The organism is Rhodococcus sp. G6(2025), assembly GCF_058628105.1.
Genome location: NZ_CP179750.1, coordinates 6523524 through 6543498, shown reverse-complemented (window position 1 = coordinate 6543498; position 19975 = coordinate 6523524). Strand labels below are relative to the sequence as shown.

19 protein-coding genes are annotated in these 19975 nt (G+C 68.9%); 13 read left to right on the top strand and 6 right to left on the bottom strand.

The window, feature by feature from the left end; genetic code table 11:
• Nucleotides 1-120: 120 nt before the first annotated feature.
• From ACLIVD_RS30345 to ACLIVD_RS30320, 6 genes are all read left to right on the top strand, one after another.
• Complete coding sequence (locus ACLIVD_RS30345) at nucleotides 121-1293, top strand: acyl-CoA dehydrogenase family protein (protein WP_491931117.1); 1173 nt, start codon at nucleotides 121-123, stop codon at nucleotides 1291-1293.
• On the top strand, nucleotides 1290-2423 hold the full coding sequence (locus ACLIVD_RS30340; protein WP_491931116.1) for a CaiB/BaiF CoA transferase family protein: 1134 nt from the start codon (nucleotides 1290-1292) through the stop codon (nucleotides 2421-2423). Before ACLIVD_RS30345 ends, ACLIVD_RS30340 begins: the two co-directional genes overlap by 4 nt.
• 138 nt (nucleotides 2424-2561) lie before the next feature.
• Nucleotides 2562-3929 (top strand): MFS transporter, encoded by a 1368-nt coding sequence (locus ACLIVD_RS30335; protein ID WP_283336290.1) that lies wholly within the window; start codon nucleotides 2562-2564, stop codon nucleotides 3927-3929.
• A 15-nt stretch (nucleotides 3930-3944) separates the two neighbouring features.
• Nucleotides 3945-4604: a response regulator transcription factor gene (locus ACLIVD_RS30330; RefSeq protein ID WP_491931115.1), complete on the top strand. Its 660-nt coding sequence runs from the start codon at nucleotides 3945-3947 to the stop codon at nucleotides 4602-4604.
• Between the two features lies 1 nt (nucleotide 4605).
• Nucleotides 4606-6021 carry a sensor histidine kinase gene (locus ACLIVD_RS30325; RefSeq protein ID WP_283336292.1) on the top strand — a complete coding sequence of 472 codons (1416 nt, stop codon included), beginning with the start codon at nucleotides 4606-4608 and terminating at the stop codon, nucleotides 6019-6021.
• Nucleotides 6018-6959 (top strand): TAXI family TRAP transporter solute-binding subunit, encoded by a 942-nt coding sequence (locus ACLIVD_RS30320; RefSeq protein ID WP_418339653.1) that lies wholly within the window; start codon nucleotides 6018-6020, stop codon nucleotides 6957-6959. The genes ACLIVD_RS30325 and ACLIVD_RS30320 overlap by 4 nt, the downstream gene beginning before the upstream one ends.
• Nucleotides 6960-6968: 9 nt before the next feature.
• Here the strand turns inward: ACLIVD_RS30320 and ACLIVD_RS30315 are convergent, their stop codons facing one another.
• Together ACLIVD_RS30315 and ACLIVD_RS30310 are read right to left on the bottom strand one after the other, a co-directional pair.
• Nucleotides 6969-7733, bottom strand: coding sequence for a trans-aconitate 2-methyltransferase (locus tag ACLIVD_RS30315; RefSeq protein ID WP_491931114.1), 765 nt, complete (start codon nucleotides 7731-7733; stop codon nucleotides 6969-6971).
• Between the two features lie 49 nt (nucleotides 7734-7782).
• Nucleotides 7783-8940, bottom strand: coding sequence for an acyl-CoA dehydrogenase family protein (locus ACLIVD_RS30310; protein ID WP_280780387.1), 1158 nt, complete (start codon nucleotides 8938-8940; stop codon nucleotides 7783-7785).
• 330 nt (nucleotides 8941-9270) lie between these two features.
• Between ACLIVD_RS30310 and ACLIVD_RS30305 the strand changes: the two genes are divergently transcribed.
• The 6 genes from ACLIVD_RS30305 (at nucleotide 9271) to ACLIVD_RS30280 (ending at nucleotide 15376) form a co-directional block, all read left to right on the top strand.
• The gene (locus ACLIVD_RS30305) at nucleotides 9271-10599 is read left to right on the top strand and encodes an MFS transporter (protein WP_283353260.1); all 1329 of its coding nucleotides are present in this window, start codon (nucleotides 9271-9273) and stop codon (nucleotides 10597-10599) included.
• 84 nt (nucleotides 10600-10683) lie between these two features.
• Nucleotides 10684-11817 (top strand): thiolase family protein, encoded by a 1134-nt coding sequence (locus tag ACLIVD_RS30300; protein ID WP_280780386.1) that lies wholly within the window; start codon nucleotides 10684-10686, stop codon nucleotides 11815-11817.
• A gap of 34 nt (nucleotides 11818-11851) precedes the next feature.
• Nucleotides 11852-12616 (top strand): SDR family NAD(P)-dependent oxidoreductase, encoded by a 765-nt coding sequence (locus ACLIVD_RS30295; RefSeq protein WP_005261389.1) that lies wholly within the window; start codon nucleotides 11852-11854, stop codon nucleotides 12614-12616.
• 17 nt (nucleotides 12617-12633) lie between these two features.
• Nucleotides 12634-14283, top strand: a complete 1650-nt coding sequence (locus tag ACLIVD_RS30290; protein WP_491931113.1) for a class I adenylate-forming enzyme family protein — start codon at nucleotides 12634-12636, stop codon at nucleotides 14281-14283.
• Between the two features lie 87 nt (nucleotides 14284-14370).
• Complete coding sequence (locus tag ACLIVD_RS30285; RefSeq protein WP_491931112.1) at nucleotides 14371-14724, top strand: hypothetical protein; 354 nt, start codon at nucleotides 14371-14373, stop codon at nucleotides 14722-14724.
• Between the two features lies 1 nt (nucleotide 14725).
• Entirely contained in the window at nucleotides 14726-15376 is a 651-nt protein-coding gene (locus tag ACLIVD_RS30280) for a Dabb family protein (protein WP_317568280.1), read from the top strand.
• Here the strand turns inward: ACLIVD_RS30280 and ACLIVD_RS30275 are convergent.
• Nucleotides 15345-16169: an enoyl-CoA hydratase/isomerase family protein gene (locus ACLIVD_RS30275; protein WP_491931111.1), complete on the bottom strand. Its 825-nt coding sequence runs from the start codon at nucleotides 16167-16169 to the stop codon at nucleotides 15345-15347. The genes ACLIVD_RS30280 and ACLIVD_RS30275 overlap by 32 nt on opposite strands.
• 269 nt (nucleotides 16170-16438) lie before the next feature.
• Here ACLIVD_RS30275 and ACLIVD_RS30270 point away from each other — a divergent pair, with 269 nt between their 5' ends.
• Entirely contained in the window at nucleotides 16439-17401 is a 963-nt protein-coding gene (locus ACLIVD_RS30270; protein ID WP_491931110.1) for an NAD(P)H-dependent flavin oxidoreductase, read from the top strand.
• Here ACLIVD_RS30270 and ACLIVD_RS30265 read toward each other — a convergent pair.
• Genes ACLIVD_RS30265 through ACLIVD_RS30255 form a run of 3 tightly spaced genes read right to left on the bottom strand, consistent with a single transcriptional unit; the run spans nucleotide 17383 to nucleotide 19967 of the window.
• Nucleotides 17383-18267: a LysR family transcriptional regulator gene (locus tag ACLIVD_RS30265; RefSeq protein WP_491931109.1), complete on the bottom strand. Its 885-nt coding sequence runs from the start codon at nucleotides 18265-18267 to the stop codon at nucleotides 17383-17385. The genes ACLIVD_RS30270 and ACLIVD_RS30265 overlap by 19 nt on opposite strands.
• Before the next feature lie 12 nt (nucleotides 18268-18279).
• Nucleotides 18280-19158, bottom strand: a complete 879-nt coding sequence (locus ACLIVD_RS30260) for a LysR family transcriptional regulator (RefSeq protein WP_283336300.1) — start codon at nucleotides 19156-19158, stop codon at nucleotides 18280-18282.
• A gap of 47 nt (nucleotides 19159-19205) precedes the next feature.
• Nucleotides 19206-19967: a crotonase/enoyl-CoA hydratase family protein gene (locus ACLIVD_RS30255; RefSeq protein ID WP_280780378.1), complete on the bottom strand. Its 762-nt coding sequence runs from the start codon at nucleotides 19965-19967 to the stop codon at nucleotides 19206-19208.
• Nucleotides 19968-19975 lie beyond the last annotated feature (8 nt).

The following is a 19975-nucleotide window of genomic DNA, read 5'->3' as shown; positions in this document are numbered from 1 at the left end:
GGCCGGTGGTGTCGTGGTTGACGGCCGCCGGAATGCGCCTTAGTCTACGTGACGAAATCGTTCGTGCAATCGTTCTCGCGAACGTTTGCACACCAGCCCCACCGGCCCCGTGGAGGAACAATGTCCGACTCGCAGTCCCTGTCCCAGCTGTTCGCCCTCGACTCGCTGCTCGACACCGAGGAGATCGCGATCCGCGACACCGTGCGCCGATTCTCGGACGAGAAGATCCGGCCCCACATCGGCGAATGGTTCGAAGCAGCGGCACTGCCGGTGCGTGAGCTGGCGGAAGGGCTGGGCGAACTCGGCGTGCTCGGCATGCACCTCGAGGGATACGGCTGCGCCGGCATGAGCGCCACCGCCTACGGCCTGGCTTGCCTCGAACTCGAGGCCGTCGACTCCGGAATCCGCAGCCTCGTGTCCGTCCAGGGCTCGCTGGCCATGTACGCGATCCACCATTACGGCAGCGAAGACCAGAAGCAGGAATGGCTGCCCCGGATGGCCGCGGGCAAGGCGATCGGCTGCTTCGGACTGACCGAGCCCGACTTCGGCTCCAACCCCGCAGGCATGCGCACGGGCGCCAAGCGGGACGGTGACGACTGGATCCTCAACGGCACCAAGATGTGGATCACCAACGGATCCGTCGCCGACGTTGCCGTCGTGTGGGCGCGCACCGACGACGGCATCCGCGGATTCGTCGTGCCCACCGACACCCCCGGCTTCTCGGCGCCCGAGATCAAGCACAAGATGTCGCTGCGGGCGTCCGTCACCTCGGAGCTCGTGCTCGAGGACGTCCGGCTGCCCGAATCCGCGATGCTGCCGGAGGCCAAGGGACTGTCCGGTCCGCTGGGCTGCCTCAACGAGGCCCGGTTCGGCATCATCTTCGGTGCGATGGGCGCCGCCCGCGACTGCCTCGAATCGGCCATCTCCTACGCGCAGGACCGTCAGGTCTTCGACAAGTCGCTCGCCGCCTACCAGATCACGCAGGTCAAGATCGCCGACATGGCCCTCGAGGTCGGCAAGGGCCACCTGCTGGCGTACCACCTCGGACGTCTCAAGGATCGCGGCGTGGCACGTCCCGAGCAGGTCAGCACGGGCAAGCTGAACAACGTCCGCGAGGCCATCGCCATCGCCCGCGAGTGCCGCACCATCCTCGGCGCCAACGGAATCACGCTGGAATACCCCGTGATCCGCCACGCCAACAACCTCGAGTCCGTGCTCACCTACGAGGGAACGTCCGAGGTCCACCAGCTCGTGATCGGCAAGGCGCTGACGGGCGAGGCAGCGTTCCGGTGAGAAGTGCATCCCTGGATGGCCTGCTGATCGCCGACTTCGGGCGGGTGCTCGCCGGGCCGTACGCCACGATGCTGCTCGCCGACCTCGGTGCCGACGTCGTCAAGATCGAGCGCGCAGGCGTCGGGGACGACACCCGGCAGTGGGGGCCGCCGTGGGTGGGCGACGAATCCACCTACTTCCAGTCCGTCAACCGCAACAAGCGGTCCTTCGCCTGGGATCTGCGCGACCCCGCCGACCTGCAGCAGGCGCGGGAACTGGCCGCCCGGGCGGACGTGGTGGTGGAGAACTTCCTTCCCGGCACGATGGACCGGCTCGGGCTCGGCTACGACGCCGTGCGGGAGATCAATCCCGACGTGGTCTACTGCTCCGTCACCGGGTTCGGCGGCGAGAACAACCTGCCCGGGTACGACCTGCTCATCCAGGCCGTCGGCGGGTTGATGAGCATCACCGGTCCTGAACCTGGCGTTCCGACGAAGGTCGGGGTGGCCGTCGTCGACATCATCACCGGACTGCACGCCGCGGTCGGGATCCTGGCGGCGCTGCGCCACCGCGATCGCACCGGGGAGGGGCAGCGGGTCGAGGTGAACCTGCTGTCGTCGCTGCTGTCCGCCCTCGCGAACCAGACGTCGGGGTACGTGGGCGCCGGTGTCGTCCCGCAGGCGATGGGCAACCGGCACCCCAGTATCGCGCCGTACGAGGTCTTCCGGACCGGCGACCGTCCGCTGGTGCTGGCGGTGGGGAACAACCGTCAGTTCGCCTCTCTCGTCGAGGTTCTCGGTGTGCCCGAACTCGCCGACGACGAACGGTACGCGACCAACACGCAACGGGTGGCGCACCGCGAGCAACTGGTCCGGGACATCACCGCGGCGCTGTCCGCGGGCTCGGCGGACGAGTGGTTCGAGAAGCTGACGGCGCAGGGTGTCCCGTGCGGCCCGCTCAACGACATCGCCGACGCAGTGGCGCTCGCCGAGCGGCTCGGGCTGAATCCGGTGGTCGAGATCGACGACCCCCGCAGGGCCCGGCCCGTACGTCAGGTGGCGAACCCGATCCGGCTCAGCGCCACCCCGGCGAGCTACCGCAGCGCGCCGCCGCGGCTCGGCGAGGACACCCCAGCCGTGAGTACTTGTTAACCGCCCGCGGTTAACAAGTACTCACGGGGGCTCTTCCCTAAGGGAGTGTTAGGAAGGCTCCGCGGCCCTTCCGTATCGATGTGACGTGACCCACTGTGGTGTGAACGCAGAGATCCAGGGCATCGAGAGGAGTCCCGCGTGAGCACCACATCGACGGGTGAGCGCCGAGTTATCGGCAATGTTTTGAAAGGTTCGGTCGGCAACCTGATCGAATGGTACGACTGGTACGTCTACGCGGCGTTCAGTGTGTACTTCGCGAAGGAGTTCTTCCCGGAAGGCGACACCACCGCGCAGCTGCTTTCCACGGCAGCCGTTTTCGCGGTCGGATTCCTGATGCGGCCGATCGGCGGCTGGATCATGGGACGGTACGCCGACCGGCACGGACGCCGCTCGGCGCTCACCCTGTCGGTGACCGTGATGGCGGCGGGTTCGCTCGTCATCGCCGTCACGCCGTCCTACGCGAGCATCGGGCTCGTGGCACCGGTCCTTCTGGTGATCGCCCGGATGCTGCAGGGACTGTCGGTCGGCGGCGAGTACGCCACCAGCGCCACGTACCTGGCCGAGGTCGCGTCGCCCGGCAGGCGCGGGTTCTACTCGAGCTTCCAGTACGTCACGCTCGTCGCCGGGCAGCTGATCGCACTGGGTGTGCAGATCATCCTGCAACTGACGTTGCCTGCGGAGGCCATGCAGTCGTGGGGCTGGCGGATCCCGTTCCTGATCGGCGCCGCCGGTGCCGTCGCGGTGATGTGGCTCCGTCGCACGATGGACGAGTCGGAGGCGTTCACCGACGAGGTGGAGGCGAAGCGTGACGCAGACTCCTCGGACGGTGGGCCGAAGGAAGGTTCGCTTCGGATGCTGCTGCAGTACCCCCGCGAGTGCCTGCTGGTGTGCGCCCTGACGCTCGGTGGTTGCGTGGCGTTCTACACGTACACCACGTACATGCAGAAGTACATGATCAATACGTCCGGCATCTCCAAGGACACGGTGGCGTGGATCAACTTCGCGGCCCTGCTGGTGTTCATCGTGTTGCAGCCGATCGGCGGCGCACTGTCCGACCGCATCGGTCGCCGGAAGTTGCTCATCTTCTTCGGGATCGGCGGAACCGTGCTCACCGTGCCCCTGATGACGGTGCTCGGGACCACGACGAACCCCCTGGTCGCGTTCGGCCTGATGATGCTGGGGCTGATCGTCGTCACCGGGTACACGTCGGTGAACGCGATCGTGAAGACCGAGCTGTTCCCGACGAAGGTTCGCGCGCTCGGGGTCGGGCTGCCGTACGCGCTCACGCTGGCGATCTTCGGCGGAACGGTCGAGACCGTCGCCCTCGCCCTGAAGCGGGCCGGCCACGAATCGCTATTCTTCTACTACGTGACCGGGTGCATCGCGATCTCGCTCGTCGTCTACTTCTTCATGCGTGAGACTTCGGATGGTTCGCCGCTCGACCGGACGACCAGCCGGGAGGACACCCCGGACGACGACGTCGAGCTGGTCGACTCGCGGAGCTGATCGAAGGGAAGAGAAGTGCAGATCGCGGTGGTCGAGGACGACGACGGAGTCGGCGACGCACTCGTGGAAGCACTGGCCACCCACGGCCACGAGGCGGTGCGCATGCGGCGCGGCTCCGATCTCCTTCTCGGCCATCGCGGTATGGACGCGGTGATACTCGATCTCGGTCTCCCCGACGCGGACGGCCTGCAGGTGCTCCGGCGGCTGCGGGCCGTCAGCGACGTTCCGGTGGTGATCCTCACCGCCCGCGACGACGAACGGTCGGTGGTGCGGGGACTGCGGGGCGGGGCGGACGACTACCTCGTCAAGCCGGCGCGGCTCGCGGAATTGCTCGCGCGGCTCGACGTCGTGACCCAGCGTCGCCGCGCGACCGCGGCCTCGGCCGCGCAGACGGTTACCGAGGGTGATGTGGTGGTCGATCTGGCGGCACGCGAGGTCGAGGTCGGCGGCGCTCCGGTCGCGTTGACGGCCAAGGAGTTCGAGCTTCTCGAGGTGCTGGTCACCCGTCCCGGCGCCGCCGTGAGTCGTCAGCAACTGATGGATGCGGTGTGGGGCGACGCGTACGTGGCCATCTCACGCACCCTCGACGTGCACATGACCGGGTTGCGCGCGAAACTGGGCCGGCCCGGGCTCATCTCGACCATCCGCGGGTACGGCTACCGCTGGGGCACCTGACGTGCGCCGCCGTGTGCTCGCCGTCCTGCTGGTGTTCGCGGCCGTCGCGGTGGTGGCATTCGCCGTCCCGCTGGCGCTGGCCACCAGCGCCGGGAGAACCCAGGCCCTGCGGCTGAGCAGGGAGGCGGACGCGACGCATTTCGCCAGCCTCGCCGGACAGACCCAGGCCCCCGGAAGTACCACGCTGCTGCGGGAGGAGGTGGCCCGCTACCACGAGTTGTACGGCGAGGGCGTCCTCATCGTCGACGCGCGAGGCAACCTCCGCGCGGGCGCCGGACTGTCGCCGGACGACGCCGACGTCGCCGCGGCGGTCACGGCGGGACTGCGCAACCAGAAGCAGGGGATCAGCGGTTCGCTGACACCGTGGTCGGCGGACCGTGTCCTGTCGGCCGTGCCCGTCGGAACGGGCGCGCAGGTGGACGGTGCCGTCGTCCTGGACGTGTCCACCCGCGCCGCACGGGAGTCCATCCGGACGTCGTGGGTGGTGATCGTCGCAGGGGCGCTCGTCGCGCTGGCGGCGGTCACCGCGGTCGCGATCGCGCTGTCCCGGTGGACCGTTCGTCCGCTCGGGGCGCTCACCGCCAGGGTCGGCGCCCTCACCGACGCCGTCCCGTCGCCGCGTCCGCGGGCGCGGCGCAGCACGGGGCAGCCGTCCGGCAGCTACACCGGGCCACCCGAGGTTCAGGAACTCGCGAAGGCGTTCGACACCATGTCGGGCGCCGTCCAGGCGTCCGGTCAGGCGCAGCGGCAGCTGATCGCCGACACCGCCCATCAGCTCCGAAACCCCCTCGCGGCCCTGCACATCCGGTTGGATTCCCTCGGCCCGCACGTCGCCGAGGCCGGGGCCGAGACGTACCGTCGCACGGGGATGGAGGTCGATCGGCTCGGCGGGATCCTCGACGGACTGCTGGCGCTGGCCGTCGCCGAATCGCCCACGGACTCCGCCGACGACGAGACCGCGCACGGCGGATGCGACGTCGGTGCCGTCCTCGCGGACCGTGCCGACGCCTGGACGGAGGCCCTCGCGGAGTCGGGGATGGACCTCGTGCTCCGGGAACCGGCCGAACCGCTGGTCGCCGACTTCCGGTCGAGTCACCTGGCGCAGGTCCTGGACGTCCTGCTCAGCAACGCGCACGCGTACGCCGGTCGAGGTTCGACGGTCCGGATCGACACGGGACGGTCGGCCGCGGGAATCGAGATCCGGGTGAGCGACGACGGGGCCGGGGTGAGCGAGGACGAGATCGGCAAACTGTCGTCACGCTTCTTCCGCGGGTCCGGCGCGGCGCAGCAGGGCACCGGGCTCGGGTTGTCCATCGCGACCGCGCTCGTCGAGGGCGGCGGTGGGGCGCTGACGATCGCCGCGGAGCAGCCACACGGACTCCGGGTGACGCTGACACTGCCGGCGGTGGCGCCGTGATCACCCGACGTGCACTTCTACGCGGCGTCGTCGCCGCGGGTGCGACCGCGGCCACGGGTTCGCTGCTCGCCGCGTGCTCGGACAGCGGCCGCGATCCGCTGCGACTCGCAGCCGGAGAGGAGGGCGGATTCTTCTGGGAGTTCGCCCAATTGACGGCCCAGGCCGCGGAGCGTGCCGCACTGCCGGTGAGCATCGTCCCGGTCCGCACCGCGGGGTCGATGGACAATCTGGCGGCGCTGGCATCCGGAGACGCGGAACTCGCCCTGAGCCTCGCCGACGCCGCCGTGGCGGCTCTCGAGGCCGGCGCCGGGTTCACCGCCATCGGCAAGGTGTACGAGAACTACATGCAACTCGCGGTGCGCGCCGATTCCGGGATCTCGGACACCTCGCAACTGAGAGGTACCCGAATCAGCCTGGGTGCCACAGGCTCCGGCGCGGAACTGACGGGCGAACGGATCCTCGAGGTGCTCGGTCTGGCGGGTCCGGGAGACGTGACGCGTCTGCACCTGTCGATGACCGACGCGGGGCAGGCCCTGCGTGACGGCACCGTCGACGCGGTTCTGTGGGCCGGCGGAGTGCCCACGCCGTCGTTCGCGAATCTCGGGATCCCGCTGCGTCTACTCGACCTGTCCGCCGAACTGGAATTGCTGCGGGAGCAGTTCGGCCCGCGCTACGAGCCGGTGCTGATTCCGCCCGGAACGTACGGACAGCAGGCGTCGGTCGCGACGATCGGTCTCGCGAACCTGCTGCTCGCCGACCCGGCCGTCTCGGACAGCGCCGCCGGCGCCATCGTCGAGGTGCTCATCGACCACGCGGCGGAACTGGTGCCGGATCAGGCGACCGGCAGCCAGTTCCTGGACCGGCAGTCGCTGATCGTCACCGCGGGGGTTCCACTGCACCCCGGCGCGGCCGCGGCGTACCGCAGACACCACGGCTGAGCCGGTCTATCACTGCACCTGGGCGACGACGAAGATGCGCCGGAACGGGAAGAACGTGCTGCCGTCCGGTCGCCGGGGGTACGCCTCGTCGAGGAGCGGGACGAGTTCTTCGCGGAACCGGTCCCACTCCGGTGTCGAGAGGGCGTCCTTGACCGGGCGGAGCGCGGTGCCGGTGATCCACTCCAGAACCGGGTTCTCCCCGGTCAGCCGCTGCACGTACGTGGTCTCCCAGGCATCGACGGCGCACCCGGCGTCGGCGAGTAGACCGGCGTAGTCGGTGGGATCGTCGACGACCTTGCTTTCCCGGAACGGCGCGTCCGGCAGCAACCGGGACCATCGGTCGCTCGAAGCGAGGTCCCGGACGACTGCGTGCGAGGGCGCGTCGAAGTTGCCGGGAACCTGCACTGCGATCCACGCCCCCGACGGCAGCTGAGCCGGCCAGCGACGCAACAACTCCCGGTGTTCGGGCACCCACTGCAGGGCGGCGTTGGAGACGACGACGTCCGTGTCGGGCTTCGGCGTCCAGTCGCGCACGTCCTGCCTGCCGGCGTCGAGGCCGCGTTCACGCGCGGCCTCGACCATCTCGGGTGAGCTGTCGGAGGCCTCGAGGACGGCGTCCGGCCAACGTTCGGCCAGGCTGACGGTCAGGTTTCCCGGGCCGCAGCCGAGGTCGACGACGCGGCGCGGTGACCGCGCGTCGACTCGCGACAGCAACTCGTAGAACGGGCGCCCGCGATGGTCCGCGAAGGCGAGGTACTTGTTCGGATCCCACATATAGTCCTCCTCGCCTGAAACAGTACGCCCATACTGTTGGCGTGTGGGGTCAGAGGCCGAGATCCTTCGCGATGATCGTCTTCATGACCTCGCTCGTGCCGCCGTAGATGCGGGAGACGCGGGTGTCCGCGTACAGGCGCGCGATGGGGTACTCGAGGATGTAGCCGTATCCGCCGTGCAGTTGCAGGCACTTGTCGATGACCCGGCCCGCGGCCTCGGTGCAGAACAGCTTCGCCTTCGCGGCATCCGCCACCGTGAGTTCGCCGGCGTCGTGCAGTTCGAGCGCCCGGTCGGCCATCAGCTGGATCGCCTCGACCTCGGTGGCGCACTCGGCGAGCACGAACTTGGTGTTCTGGAACGCCGCGACGGGCTTGCCGAACACCTTGCGCTCCTTCACGTACGCGATCGCGTGCTGCAACGCCGCGGCCGCGGTCGCCGACCCGCCGAGCGCGATGGAGAGGCGTTCCTGGGCGAGGTTGTGGGTGAGGTAGCTGAAACCGGCACCTTCGTCGCCGAGTCGGTCCGCCACGGGCACCTTGACGTCGGTGAAGGACAGTTCGGCGGTGTCCGAGGCCTTCAGGCCGATCTTCTCGATCTTGCGACCCACCGCGAAACCCTCGGACGTGGTGTCGACGACGAGGATGGTGAGACCGGCCCGGCGGTCCTCGGGGGTGCTGGGCGCGGTGCGGCACACCACGAGGATCCGGTCGGCGAGCGCGCCACCGGTGATGAACGTCTTCGCGCCGTTCAGGACGTAGTGCGACCCGTCGTCGGACAGCTTGGCCGACGTCGCGATGTTCGCGAGGTCCGAACCGGTTCCCGGCTCGGTCATCGCGATGGCGAACATGATGTCGCCGGACGCGAATCCGGGGAGCCACCGCTGCTTCTGCTCGTCGTTCGCGTACTCGAGCAGGTACGGCAGGATCAGGTTGGTGTGCACCGAGTAGCTGCCGAACGTGACTCCGGCGGCCGCCGTCTCCTCGCCGACCACCGCCGCGAACTTGAAACTCTTCTCACCGCCGCCGCCGAACTCCTCCGGCACCTGGATGCCGAGTACCCCGAGCTCCCCGAGACGACGGTAGAAGTCGCGCGGGGGATGCCCTTCGCCCTCCCACTCGTGGTGGACGGGGGCGACTTCCTTGGCGATGAAGTCGCGGATCGTCTTCCGGAACGCGTCGTGATCTTCGTTGAACACCGTACGCTGCACGGGCTTTCTCCTTCGAATTACATTGCGTAACTGCGTAGTACGACCTTGCCGATGCTTATCTTCCGAACCTCGGAGTGTTCGTCGGATCGAAAGTCTGGGCGAGGCGGCTCATGGGATGAGAATGCCCGATCCGCGGGGGCCCGGCTAGGGGCGTTCGGCTATCGGTCGGATAGCGCAGTCCAATGCACGCGTGGCTCCTCGACTCTGCCGACACATAGGCAGACGTAGCCGGTGCCTTCGCCGAGTGCGTATTGATCACGGGCACCCCGGTACGTTGAATGAACCGTGACACTGTGACCCACGCCACCCCGCTTCCGAAGGGATCACCACGTGACCCGCTCCACTGCCATCCTCGACCGGACCGTCGCCATCGGTTCCGAGTCCCGCAGCCGCGCTTGGGGCCTGACCGGGCTCCTCGTGCTGCTCTACGTCGTCAACTACGCCGACAAGGCCGTCCTCGGCATCATCGCCCAACCCCTCGCCCACGAGCTGGGACTGAGTGCCTCGCAGATCGGGCTGGTGGGAAGCCTCTTCTTCCTGACCTTCACCGTCGGCGGATTCTTCGCCGGCGCGCTGAATCGCTGGATGTCGCTACGGTGGGCGCTGCTGCTGCTCGCGATCGCCTGGTCCGTCGCGATACTCCCGCTCGTGGTCGTCGCGTCTTTCGCGGTGCTGCTGGTCAGCCGCCTGCTGCTCGGGCTCGCGGAGGGGCCGAGTTCCGCGCTGCTCCACACTGCGGCGTACTCGTGGCATGCACCCGCCAAGCGCGGACTGCCGAGCGCTCTGCTCGCCGGTGCCGCGTCCATCGCCAAGATCGCCGTCGCGCCTGCTCTCGCATTCGTGACCGTCACGTTCGGGTGGCGCTACGCGCTCGTCGCGCTGGCGGTCATCGGGGTCCTGTGGTGCGTCGTGTGGCTGACCGTCTGGAGCGAGGGCCCGTACATTCGCAGCGGCAAGGGCGCCGATTCCGCGGCCGCCGGTGACGCGGGCGAACCGGCGGTGCCGTGGGGTCGCATCTTCCGGACCCGGACGTTCATCAGCGGCGCGCTTCTCGTCATGAGCGTGTACGCGCTGGTCGCCGTGGTTCTGACGTGGCTGCCCTCGTACTTCGAGGTGGGCCTCGGATACAGCCGCCTCCAGGCCGGCTCCATGTTCGCGTTCCCGAGCATCGCCGGGCTGATCCTGATGCTGCTCTCGTCCGTGATCGGCGACCGTCTGCTCGCACGCGGCTCGACGTCCCGCGTCGTCCGCGTCATCGTCCCCGCAGTCGGGGTGCTGATCTGCGGAGCGATCCTGCTTGCACTCCCGTCCATCACCGCACCCGCCATCGCCGTCCTCGTCGTCTCCGTCGGCTACGGCTTCGCCGCGTCGGTGTTCCCGCTGCTCAACGCGGCGATCTCGGAGATCTGCCCGCCCCGTCAGACCGCGGGCACCCTCGGCGTCTTCCTCGCCGTCATGGCGATCGGCGGCCTCGTCGCCCCCTACGCGACGGGTCTGATCGTCGACGCGGCTGCCTCGCCCGCCGAGGGCTACGCCACCGCGTTCCAGTCGCTCGGACTCGTCGCCGCCGTCTGCGCCGTCGGCGCCCTGGTCTTCGCGAACCCCGAGCGCGACAAGACACTCGTCCGGGGTGACGCTGCGGACATAGGCACGAACTAACCCTCTGATCGGCCGAAAGTCGTTGTGCCGACGACATCGCCCGTGATTGATTCGAGTGACCCCCTCAGATCGAAGGAACACACCATGCGCGATGCAGTGATCGTCGACGCCGTCCGCACGCCCATCGGGCGGCGTGGCGGTTCCCTGTCCGGAATCCACCCCGCAAACCTGTCGGCGCACGTCCTCGAGGCCCTCGTGGCGCGCACCAATCTCTCCCCGGAGGAGATCGGCGACGTCGTCTGGGGCTGTGTCAGCCAGGTGGGGGAGCAGGCAGGCAACGTCGCCCGCACCGCCGTCCTCGCCGCCGGCTGGCCGGAGACGGTCCCGGGCACCACGCTCACCCGGGCGTGCGGATCGAGCCAGCAGGCCGTGAGCTTCGCCGCCGCCGCCGTGATCGCCGGCCACGAGGACGTCGTCGTCGCCGGTGGTGTGGAGTCCATGAGCCGGGTTCCTATGGGCAGCGCCAGCAAGAACGGCGAGCACTTCCCGGCGGCCGTCCTCGACCGGTACGGCGTCGACGGGTTCAGCCAGGGCACCGGCGCCGAGATGATGGCCGCGAAGTGGGGGCTCTCCCGTCAGGTGCTCGACGAATACGCGCTGCGATCCCACGAACTCGCCGCGCACGCCGCGGACCGGGGCTCATTCGACGGGCAACTCGCACCGCTCTCCGACGTCCTCGCCGGGGACGAGGGGATCCGCCGCGGCGGCACGCTAGAGTCTCTCGGCAAGCTGAAGACCGTGTTCAAGGAGGACGGCGTGATCCACGCCGGCAACTCCTCGCAGATCTCCGACGGCGCCGGTGCGCTGCTCGTCACGACGAGCGAGAAGGCCGCGCAACTCGGTCTGACCCCGATGGCCCGCATCCACACCTGTGCCGTTGCCGGCGACGACCCGGTGATCATGCTGACCGGACCCATCGCCGCGACGGAGAAGGCACTGTCCCGGTCCGGACTGAAGATCGACGACATCGGCGCATTCGAGGTGAACGAGGCCTTCGCTCCCGTCCCGCTGGCGTGGCAGGCGGAGACCGGCGCCGCGACGGACCGGCTGAACCCGCTCGGTGGCGCCATCGCCGTCGGTCACCCGCTCGGCGGTTCCGGCGCGATCCTCATGACCCGACTCGTCCACCACATGCGGGACAACGGCATCCGGTACGGACTGCAGACCATGTGTGAGGCGGGCGGCCTCGCCAACGCCACCATCCTCGAACTTCTCTGATCCGACAACACTTTTCGAAGGGAACACCCGCACGATGGAACTCAAGGGAATCTCGACCGCGGTCACCGGCGGCGCGTCCGGTCTCGGACTCGCGACGGCACGCCGCCTCGTCGACGCAGGCGCTCAGGTCACGCTCATCGACCTCCCGAACTCCGACGGGGAGGCGGCGGCGAAGGAACTGGGCAGCGCCGCCCAGTTCGCTCCCGCCGACGTCACCGATTCCGAGCAGTTCGCGGCCGCACTCGACGTCGCCGACGATCGTGGTGGCCTGCGCGGCATCGTGCACTGCGCCGGGGCGGGACGCCGGATGCGCATCCTCGACTCCGACGGCAAGGCAGGCTCCGTCGAGGACTTCGAGTTCGTGATCCGGCTCAACCTCGTGGGTTCGTTCAACGCCCTGCGCCTCGGCGCGGAACGGATCGCGCGGCAGGAGGAGATCGACGGCGAGCGCGGCGCGGTTGTGCTGACGGCGTCCGTCGCCGCCTTCGAGGGTCAGATCGGCCAGATCAACTACACCGCATCGAAGGCCGGCATCGTGGGCATGACGGTCACCGCAGCCCGTGACCTCGCCAGCCGCAACATCCGGGTGTGCACCATTGCGCCGGGAATCATGGACACCCCGCTCCTCGCCCGGCTGCGCGACGACGTGCGCGCGTCGCTGGAGAAGTCCGTGCCGGGCCCGTCACGTCTGGGCAAGCCCAGTGAGTTCGGGCAGCTCGCCTGCCAGATCCTCGAGAACGGTTACCTCAACGGCGAGACCATCCGCCTGGACGGTGCCATCCGCATGGCACCTCGCTGACGAGTAAGGGACCGAACGTGAATTCTGCTGCACCGGTACTGCATTACCCCGACCTGACGTTGGCGGCGTTTCCGTCCGCCATGGCGGACCTGTACGGAGACAAGGCCGCAGTGGTCGACGGCGACACGGTGTGCACCTACCGCGAGCTCGACCAGCGGTCGGGCGCGTTCGCCGCCGCCCTGCGGGACGCGGGGGTGACCGAACGCGACGTGGTGCTCCTGCACCTCGGCAACTGCATCGAATTCGTCGTGGCCTACTACGGCGCACTGCGGGCCGGCGCGACCGTCACCCTGGTCAACCCGCTGCAACCCGGCCCCGGCCTGCGCTCGCAGATCGTCGACACGGCGGCGGTCGCCGCCGTCACCCAGCCCGGACAACTGGACACTCTCACCGAGGCGGCGAGCGGCACCACCGTCCGCACCATCGTCGTGGCCGGCCTCCCCGCGGGCGTCGGTCGCGGTCAGTTCGGGTTCGAGGAGTTCGTCCGCGGGTACGCCACCGCACCGTTCACCCCGAAGGTGTCCGGGGACGACGTCGCCCACCTCGCCTACACGGGCGGCACCACCGGGTTGTCCAAAGGTGTGCGGGTGCTGCACCGCAACGTTCTCGCCAACGTGACCCAGATGATCGCCTGGCGCGCGGGTCACGAGGTGCGCGCCACCGCCGACGGCGGGATCGAACTGCGCCCCGTCGAGAGTCTCGGGGACCGCGGGGTGGTGCCCGGCGCCGGAGCGACCGTCGTCGTGTCGCCGCTGTTCCACGCGCACGCGCTGATCAACATGTCGTTCCTCCTGCTGTGCGGGGCGACCCAGGTGTTCGCCGGGCGGTTCGAGCCGGGCCGCATGCTGGAGTTGATCGAGACGCACCGCGCCACGTACATCACCGGCAGTCCGGCGATGTGGCATGCCGTCGCCACCCACCCCGACGCCGTCGTTCGAGACACCGACTCGGTGCGGGTCGTGTCGTCGGGTGCGGCGCCGATCGATCATGTGACGCTCGAGGCGCTGGTCCGGGCGTTCCCGTCGGCGAGCGTGGTCGAGGGGTACGGGCTGACGGAGGGCACCTGCCTGGTCGCCTCCGCACCGTTGACCGGCTCTATCGCGTACAAGCTCGGCAGCGTGGGGCTGCCGGTGTTCGACACGGAGGTGCAGATCCGTGCCCAGGACGACTCCGGCGCCGTGCTGGAGGCCGGCACCCGCGGCAAGTTGTGGGTCCGCGGCCCGCAGGTCACGGACGGCTACCTGAACCATCCGGAGATCACGGCGCAGCAGTACGTCGACGGCTGGCTCGACACCGGTGACATCGCCTACCTGGACGAGGACGGGTACCTGTTCATCTGCGACCGCACCAAGGACATGCTGATCTACAAGGGCTACAACGTGTATCCGCGTGAGCTCGAGGAGATTCTGGTCTCGCATCCGGACGTGTCCTCGGCTGCCGTCGTCGGCAGGGAGGCCGGCAGCGTCGGTCAGGAGCCGGTGGCGTTCGTGGTGCCGATGCCGGACGTGACGATCGATCCGGATGCGGTGTCCGCGTTCGTCGCCGAGCGGGTGCTGCCGTACAAGAAGGTACGCGACGTGGTGGTGGTCGAGCAGCTGCCGACGTCGGCGGCCGGGAAGATCCTCAAGACGAAGCTGCGTGAGCAACTCGCCGCCGCGACGACCTAGCGTTTTTCTCCCGCTGGGTGGAAGCAACCCTGTGGAGCGCTTCCTACTTCCCCCTACCGTCCTGGTGGGGGGAAGAAGGGAGCGCCGATGGCATCGGCCGAGTCGATCGTGTACATCGTCGACGAGATGGTGGCCGAGCCCGGGCAGGCTCGCGCGTTTCTCGCCGACTACCTGGAGCGCTATGTGCCCGGCGCGATTGCGCGTGGCCTGACGCTCGATCGCGTGCTCGTCTCCCCGCCGGTATGGCTGGAGGACCAGTCGAACACCCTGGCCGTCAGCTGGACTCTGCGGGGCGCTCGCGCGTGGTGGCGGCAGAGTCTTCTCGCACGCCACGATGCGGAGGTGCTCAACTGGTGGGCCGACGCCGACGAGTTCCTCACCACCCGCCGACGCACCGTCTCCTGCTCGCCCGCGGATGTGGAGGCGATGACCGATGTTTAAGGTGACCAAGCTCGTTCACCTCGTCGCCGACGCGGATGCCTCCACCGGTGCGGCGTTGGCCGGCCGGCTGCGCGAGGTCGCTGCGCCCACGGCCCGGCGCGTTCTCGTGACTCCGACCCTGCCCGGCGGAATCAACGGGGGCGACGTGATCGCGCACCTCCACTTCGACGACGAATCCCACTGGCGCGCTGTCGAACCAGGCATCATCGCACAGCTACGCATCCCCGAGATCGGGCACATCGACAGCGTCGGCTACACGGGCGTGCCCACTCCCGCCCCAGGTCATTTCGAACCGACCGTCTACCGGACGCTGTTTGTCTCAGTGGACGATTCGGTCGACCCGGCGGTGGTGGAGCGCTTCGAATCCGAGACGCGGGCGATGCCGACCCACATCCGCACGATCGGGACCTCGCAGATGAGCCGGGTGCAGGAATCGGCCGGTTCCGCGCGGTGGACCCACGTCTGGGAGCAGGAGTACGCGAACCTGGACGGGCTGCTCGGGCCGTATATGACACACCCCTATCACTGGGCGCACATAGATCGGTGGTTCGATCCCGAACGCGGGCCGCGGATCGTCACTCGGCTGTGCCACAGCTTCTGTGCGATCGACGGCCCGACCATCACGGTTGCTGCACCTGCCACTCGCCGCTGAACGCAGGGGGACGCTTCTCGATGAATGCGCGAAGTGCGGCCGGAGCGTCAGTCGCGAAGTTGACCGCTTGCGAACGCGCCTCGTTCTCGAGTGCGTCCCGCAGCGACGACGTCGTGCCGTCCTCGATCAGGCGCGTCGACTGCATGACGGCCACCGTCGGCGCTGCCGCGAGACGGGACACGAACCGGGCGACCGTGGCATCCAATTCGTTCGGCTCGACGAGCTCGCTGACCAGTCCCAGCGCATCCGCCTGCTCGGCGTCGATCATCTCGGCGAGCATGACCAGACGTTTCGCGCGGTGTAGTCCCACCATGCGCGGCAGGAGCCACGAGCCGCCGAAATCCACCGACAGGCCGCGCTTGGCGAAGATCTGGCTGAACTGCGCGTCGCGCGAGGCGATGAGCAGGTCGCACAGCAGCGCCAGGTTCCAGCCGGCTCCCACGGCGTAGCCGCGAACCTTCGCGATCAGCGGCTTGGGGAACTCGGCGACCGCCAGCGCCGTCGCGTTGATCTGGCGCATGCGGTTCAGCGGGTGCATGGGGGTGCGCTTGTCGAGGTCTGCGCCGGTGCAGAAGTCGTCGCCCGCGCCGGTGAGGACCACGACACGGATGGCGTCGTCGAGGGCGAGTTCGCCGAGCGCCTCGCGCAGCGCGATCCACGAGTCGAGGGTCATGGCGTTGCGCCGTGCGGGCCGGTTCAGGGTGATCGTCGCGACCGCGCCGTCCCGGCTGATCAGAACGTCGCGTTCGGCGGATTCGGTGCCTGTGGTCGAGGTGACGGTTTCGATGCTCATACGCGGCTCCAGACGTCGGCGCGGTTCTCGGCGTACGCCGGAGTGGTCGACGCCGTGCCGCCCAGCCAGTCGATCACCGGGGACGTTCCGCCGCAATGTCGTTCTGGGATACACCGGATGAGGTGAAACCTATGGTTACCGCCGAGCGCCATAGGTTCCGATTAACCGGACCATCAGCGATGTGTCTTTGTCCACGCCCGGACTGCGTGCTGAACTGGTCGGACCTGGAAGTGCTTGCATCAGAAGACTCCCCCTCATCAGGAGAACCGATGTCTCTACCCTCCGTGCTGTCCGATCGCCTGCGCCTGCCGGCTGTGGCCTCCCCGATGTTCATCGTCTCGGGTCCCGAGTTGGTGATCGCCCAGTGCACGTCGGGCATCGTCGGCTCCTTCCCCTCGCTCAACGCCCGCCCGCAGCCCGTCCTGCGTGAATGGCTCACCCGCATCACCGAGACCCTTGCCAAGCACGACGCCAACAACCCGGAGACACCGTCCGCGCCGTACGCGGTCAACCTGATCGTCCACAAGAGCAACGACCGCCTCGACGAGGACCTCGCGACCATCGTCGAGTTCGAGGTCCCGATCGTCATCACGTCCCTCGGCGCCCGCGCCGAAGTCAACGAGGCCATCCACAGCTACGGCGGCATCGTCCTCCACGACGTCATCAACAACAAGTTCGCGAAGAAGGCCGTGGAGAAGGGCGCCGACGGCCTCATCGCCGTCGCGGCCGGCGCCGGCGGACATGCGGGCACCCTGTCGCCGTTCGCGTTGATTCAGGAGATCCGCGAATGGTTCGACGGGCCGCTCTTGCTGTCGGGCTCCATCGCTCACGGCCGCTCGGTTCTCGCCGCGCAGGCCGCCGGCGCCGACCTCGCCTACATCGGCTCCGCGTTCATCGCCACCGCAGAGGCCGACGCGGACCAGGGCTACAAGCAGATGATCGTCGACTCCACCGCGTCCGACATCGTCTACTCCAACCTGTTCACCGGGGTGCACGGCAACTACCTGCGCGGCAGCATCGAGGCCGCCGGACTCGACCCGAACAATCTCGCCCACTCCGACCCGTCCGCCATGAGCTTCAGCGGTGGAACCGCCAAAATGAAGGCATGGCGCGATATCTGGGGGTCCGGACAGGGGATCGGCACCGTGCACTCGGTGCAACCGACGGCGGAACTCGTCGACCGGCTCGTCTCCGAGTACGCCGCGGCCAAGAGCTACCTGCTCGCGCTGTAACCTTCCGCCCGCACGAGTTCGACGAACGCGTGCCCGACCGGGGAGAGCATGTCGGGATCGAATGCGATCCCGAAGGTGCGGGCAATCGTCGGCTCCGTGCGGCGGACCACCGCGCGGTCCTGGGCCGCCTCCGCGATCGACCGTTCCAGCAGGGTCCCGCCTATTCCCGCGAGTACCAGGGGAAGTCGCGCCTCGCGGTGATCGGACAGCGCCGCGAGAGTGGGGCGTGCGCCGGCGCGACGGATCGATTCCTCGATCTCATTGGCGACGGAGTGGCCGCGGGGGACGAAGACCATCGGGATGTCGGGAAGCGCGGCGAGCGGAACGGGACCGTCCGGGAGGTCGGTGCCCGGTGGGTACACGAGCCAGTACTCCTGTTCGCCGAGTTCGACGACGTCCAGGCGGGCGTCGTCCAGCGGTAGGTGGGCCACCACGAATTCGCAGTGGCCATCCTCGATCAGCGACCCGGCCTGTGCCTCGTCTTTCAATTCACCCAACCGGACCATCACATTCGGGTGGGTTCGCCGGAATTCGGTGACGAGGTCGACGAGGGGTCCGATCGCCAACGCCGGAAACGCCATGATGTCCAGTCGGCCGGCGAGTGCCCCGTCGGAGGTGGCGAGGAGGTCTTCGACGGCGGTGACGTCGCGCAGGATCTGCCTGCTCGGCCCGACCATGCTGCGCCCTGCGGCGCTGAGCACCATGCCCCGGCCGATGCGGTGGAACAGCTGCACACCCAGTTCCCGCTCGAGCCCGCGCAATGCCTGCGAGATGGTGGGCTGTGCGACACCGAGCGACGCGGCGGCCCCGTTGATGCCTTCGTGTTCCACGACGGCGAGAAAGTACTCGACCTGACGCAACTCCATGTGCTCAGTTCCTCACTCGGGTGCCGGTGTTCGGGTGGCCTGCGCGATCGCGACGAACGCCGAGGCCGCCGGTGATCCCGGCCCGGACCGCTGCACGAGACCGACGGGACGGGTCAGCTTCGGCGTCATCGACCGGATCGAGACCCCGCGCAACTGTTCCTCGGCGACGAGGCGGGGGAGGACGGTGGCCCCCGCGCCGCGCATCACCAGCTCCCACGTGGCGCCCGGGTGCGTGCAGTCGATGACGACGTTCGCGGGCTCGCCGACGAGCTCGGTGATCAGCGCCGCGTCGCTCTTGTCGCCGAGATCCTGAACGAGCGGAATGTCGCGGACGGCCGAGCGGGGCACCGGATCGGGGAGGGTCGCGGCGAGTGCATCGGGCAGGGCGAGTACCAGCTCCTGGTCGCCGATGGGGACCGAGCGCAGTGCGCTGTGGTCGACGGACAGGTCGATCACCCCGAGTTCGGCCTCGCCGCGGCGCAGGGCGCCGAGGACGCCGGTGGGGCCGTCGGCGTCGATGATGCGGACCGTCACGCGGGGGTACTGCTCACGGAACCGGCGTACCAGGCCGACGATCGGATCGATCGAGAACGCCGCGTAGGTGACGACGTCGACGCGGCCGGACACGAGTTCGCGCACAGCGGCGACCTTCGCCTTGGCCCGTTCGACGTCGGCGAGGATGCGGCGGGCGGCGACGTCGAGGGTGCGGCCGTCCTCGGTCAGCTCGAGACGCCGCCCGGTGCGGTCGAACAGGGTGACACCGAGGCGGCGTTCGAGTGTGCGGATTGCCTGCGAGAGCGACGGTTGCGAGATGTAGAGGGACTGCGCGGCCCTGGTGATCCCGCCGTGATCGACTACCGCGACGAAGTAGGTGACGAGATGCAGGTCCACGCGGTCATCGTACGGAAGCCGTGATGCGGGCTGTGCCGATCATGCGGCTAGCGGCCACGCCACACCGGCGGGCGCTTCTCCGCGAAGGCGCGTGCACCCTCCTGCGCGTCCTCGGAAGCGAACACCGGATCGAGGAAGCGGCGTTGCCCGATGAACGCGTCGGGGTCGGTGTAGTTGGCGGACATCGCGACGACCTGCTTGGTGGCGCGCACGGCGAGGGGACCGTTGGCGGCGACCCGTGCCGCCAGTTCGCGTGCGGTGTCGAGGGCCTGTCCGGGCTCGGTGAGCCGGTTGACGAGTCCGTGCGCGTGCGCCACCTCGGCGGTGAGGGGGTCGCCGGTGATCGCCATCTCCATCGCGATCGGGTACGGCAGCACCTTCGGCAGTCGCAGCAGGCCGCCGCCGGCGGCGGCGAGCCCCCGCTTGACCTCGGGGATGCCGAACTTGGCGTCGCGGGCGGCGACGATCAGATCGGCCGACAGTGCCAATTCGCAGCCGCCGGCCAGCGCCCAGCCCTCGACCGCGGCGATCAGCGGCTTCGTCGGCGGGGCCTCCGTGATTCCGCCGAAGCCGCGTCCGGGCAGCGACGGCCGCTCCCCGCGGGTGAACGCCTTCAGATCCATGCCCGCGCAGAACGTTCCCCCGGCGCCGGTGAGGATCGCGATCGTCAGGTCGGGCCGCGCCTCGAACTCGTCGATCGCGGCGGCAAGCGCCTTGGCGACCTCGAGGTCGACGGCGTTCTTCGCCTCCGGCCGGTTCAGGGTGATGACGGCGACGCCGTCGGAGAATTCGGTGAGAACCACGCTCATGGGGTGTC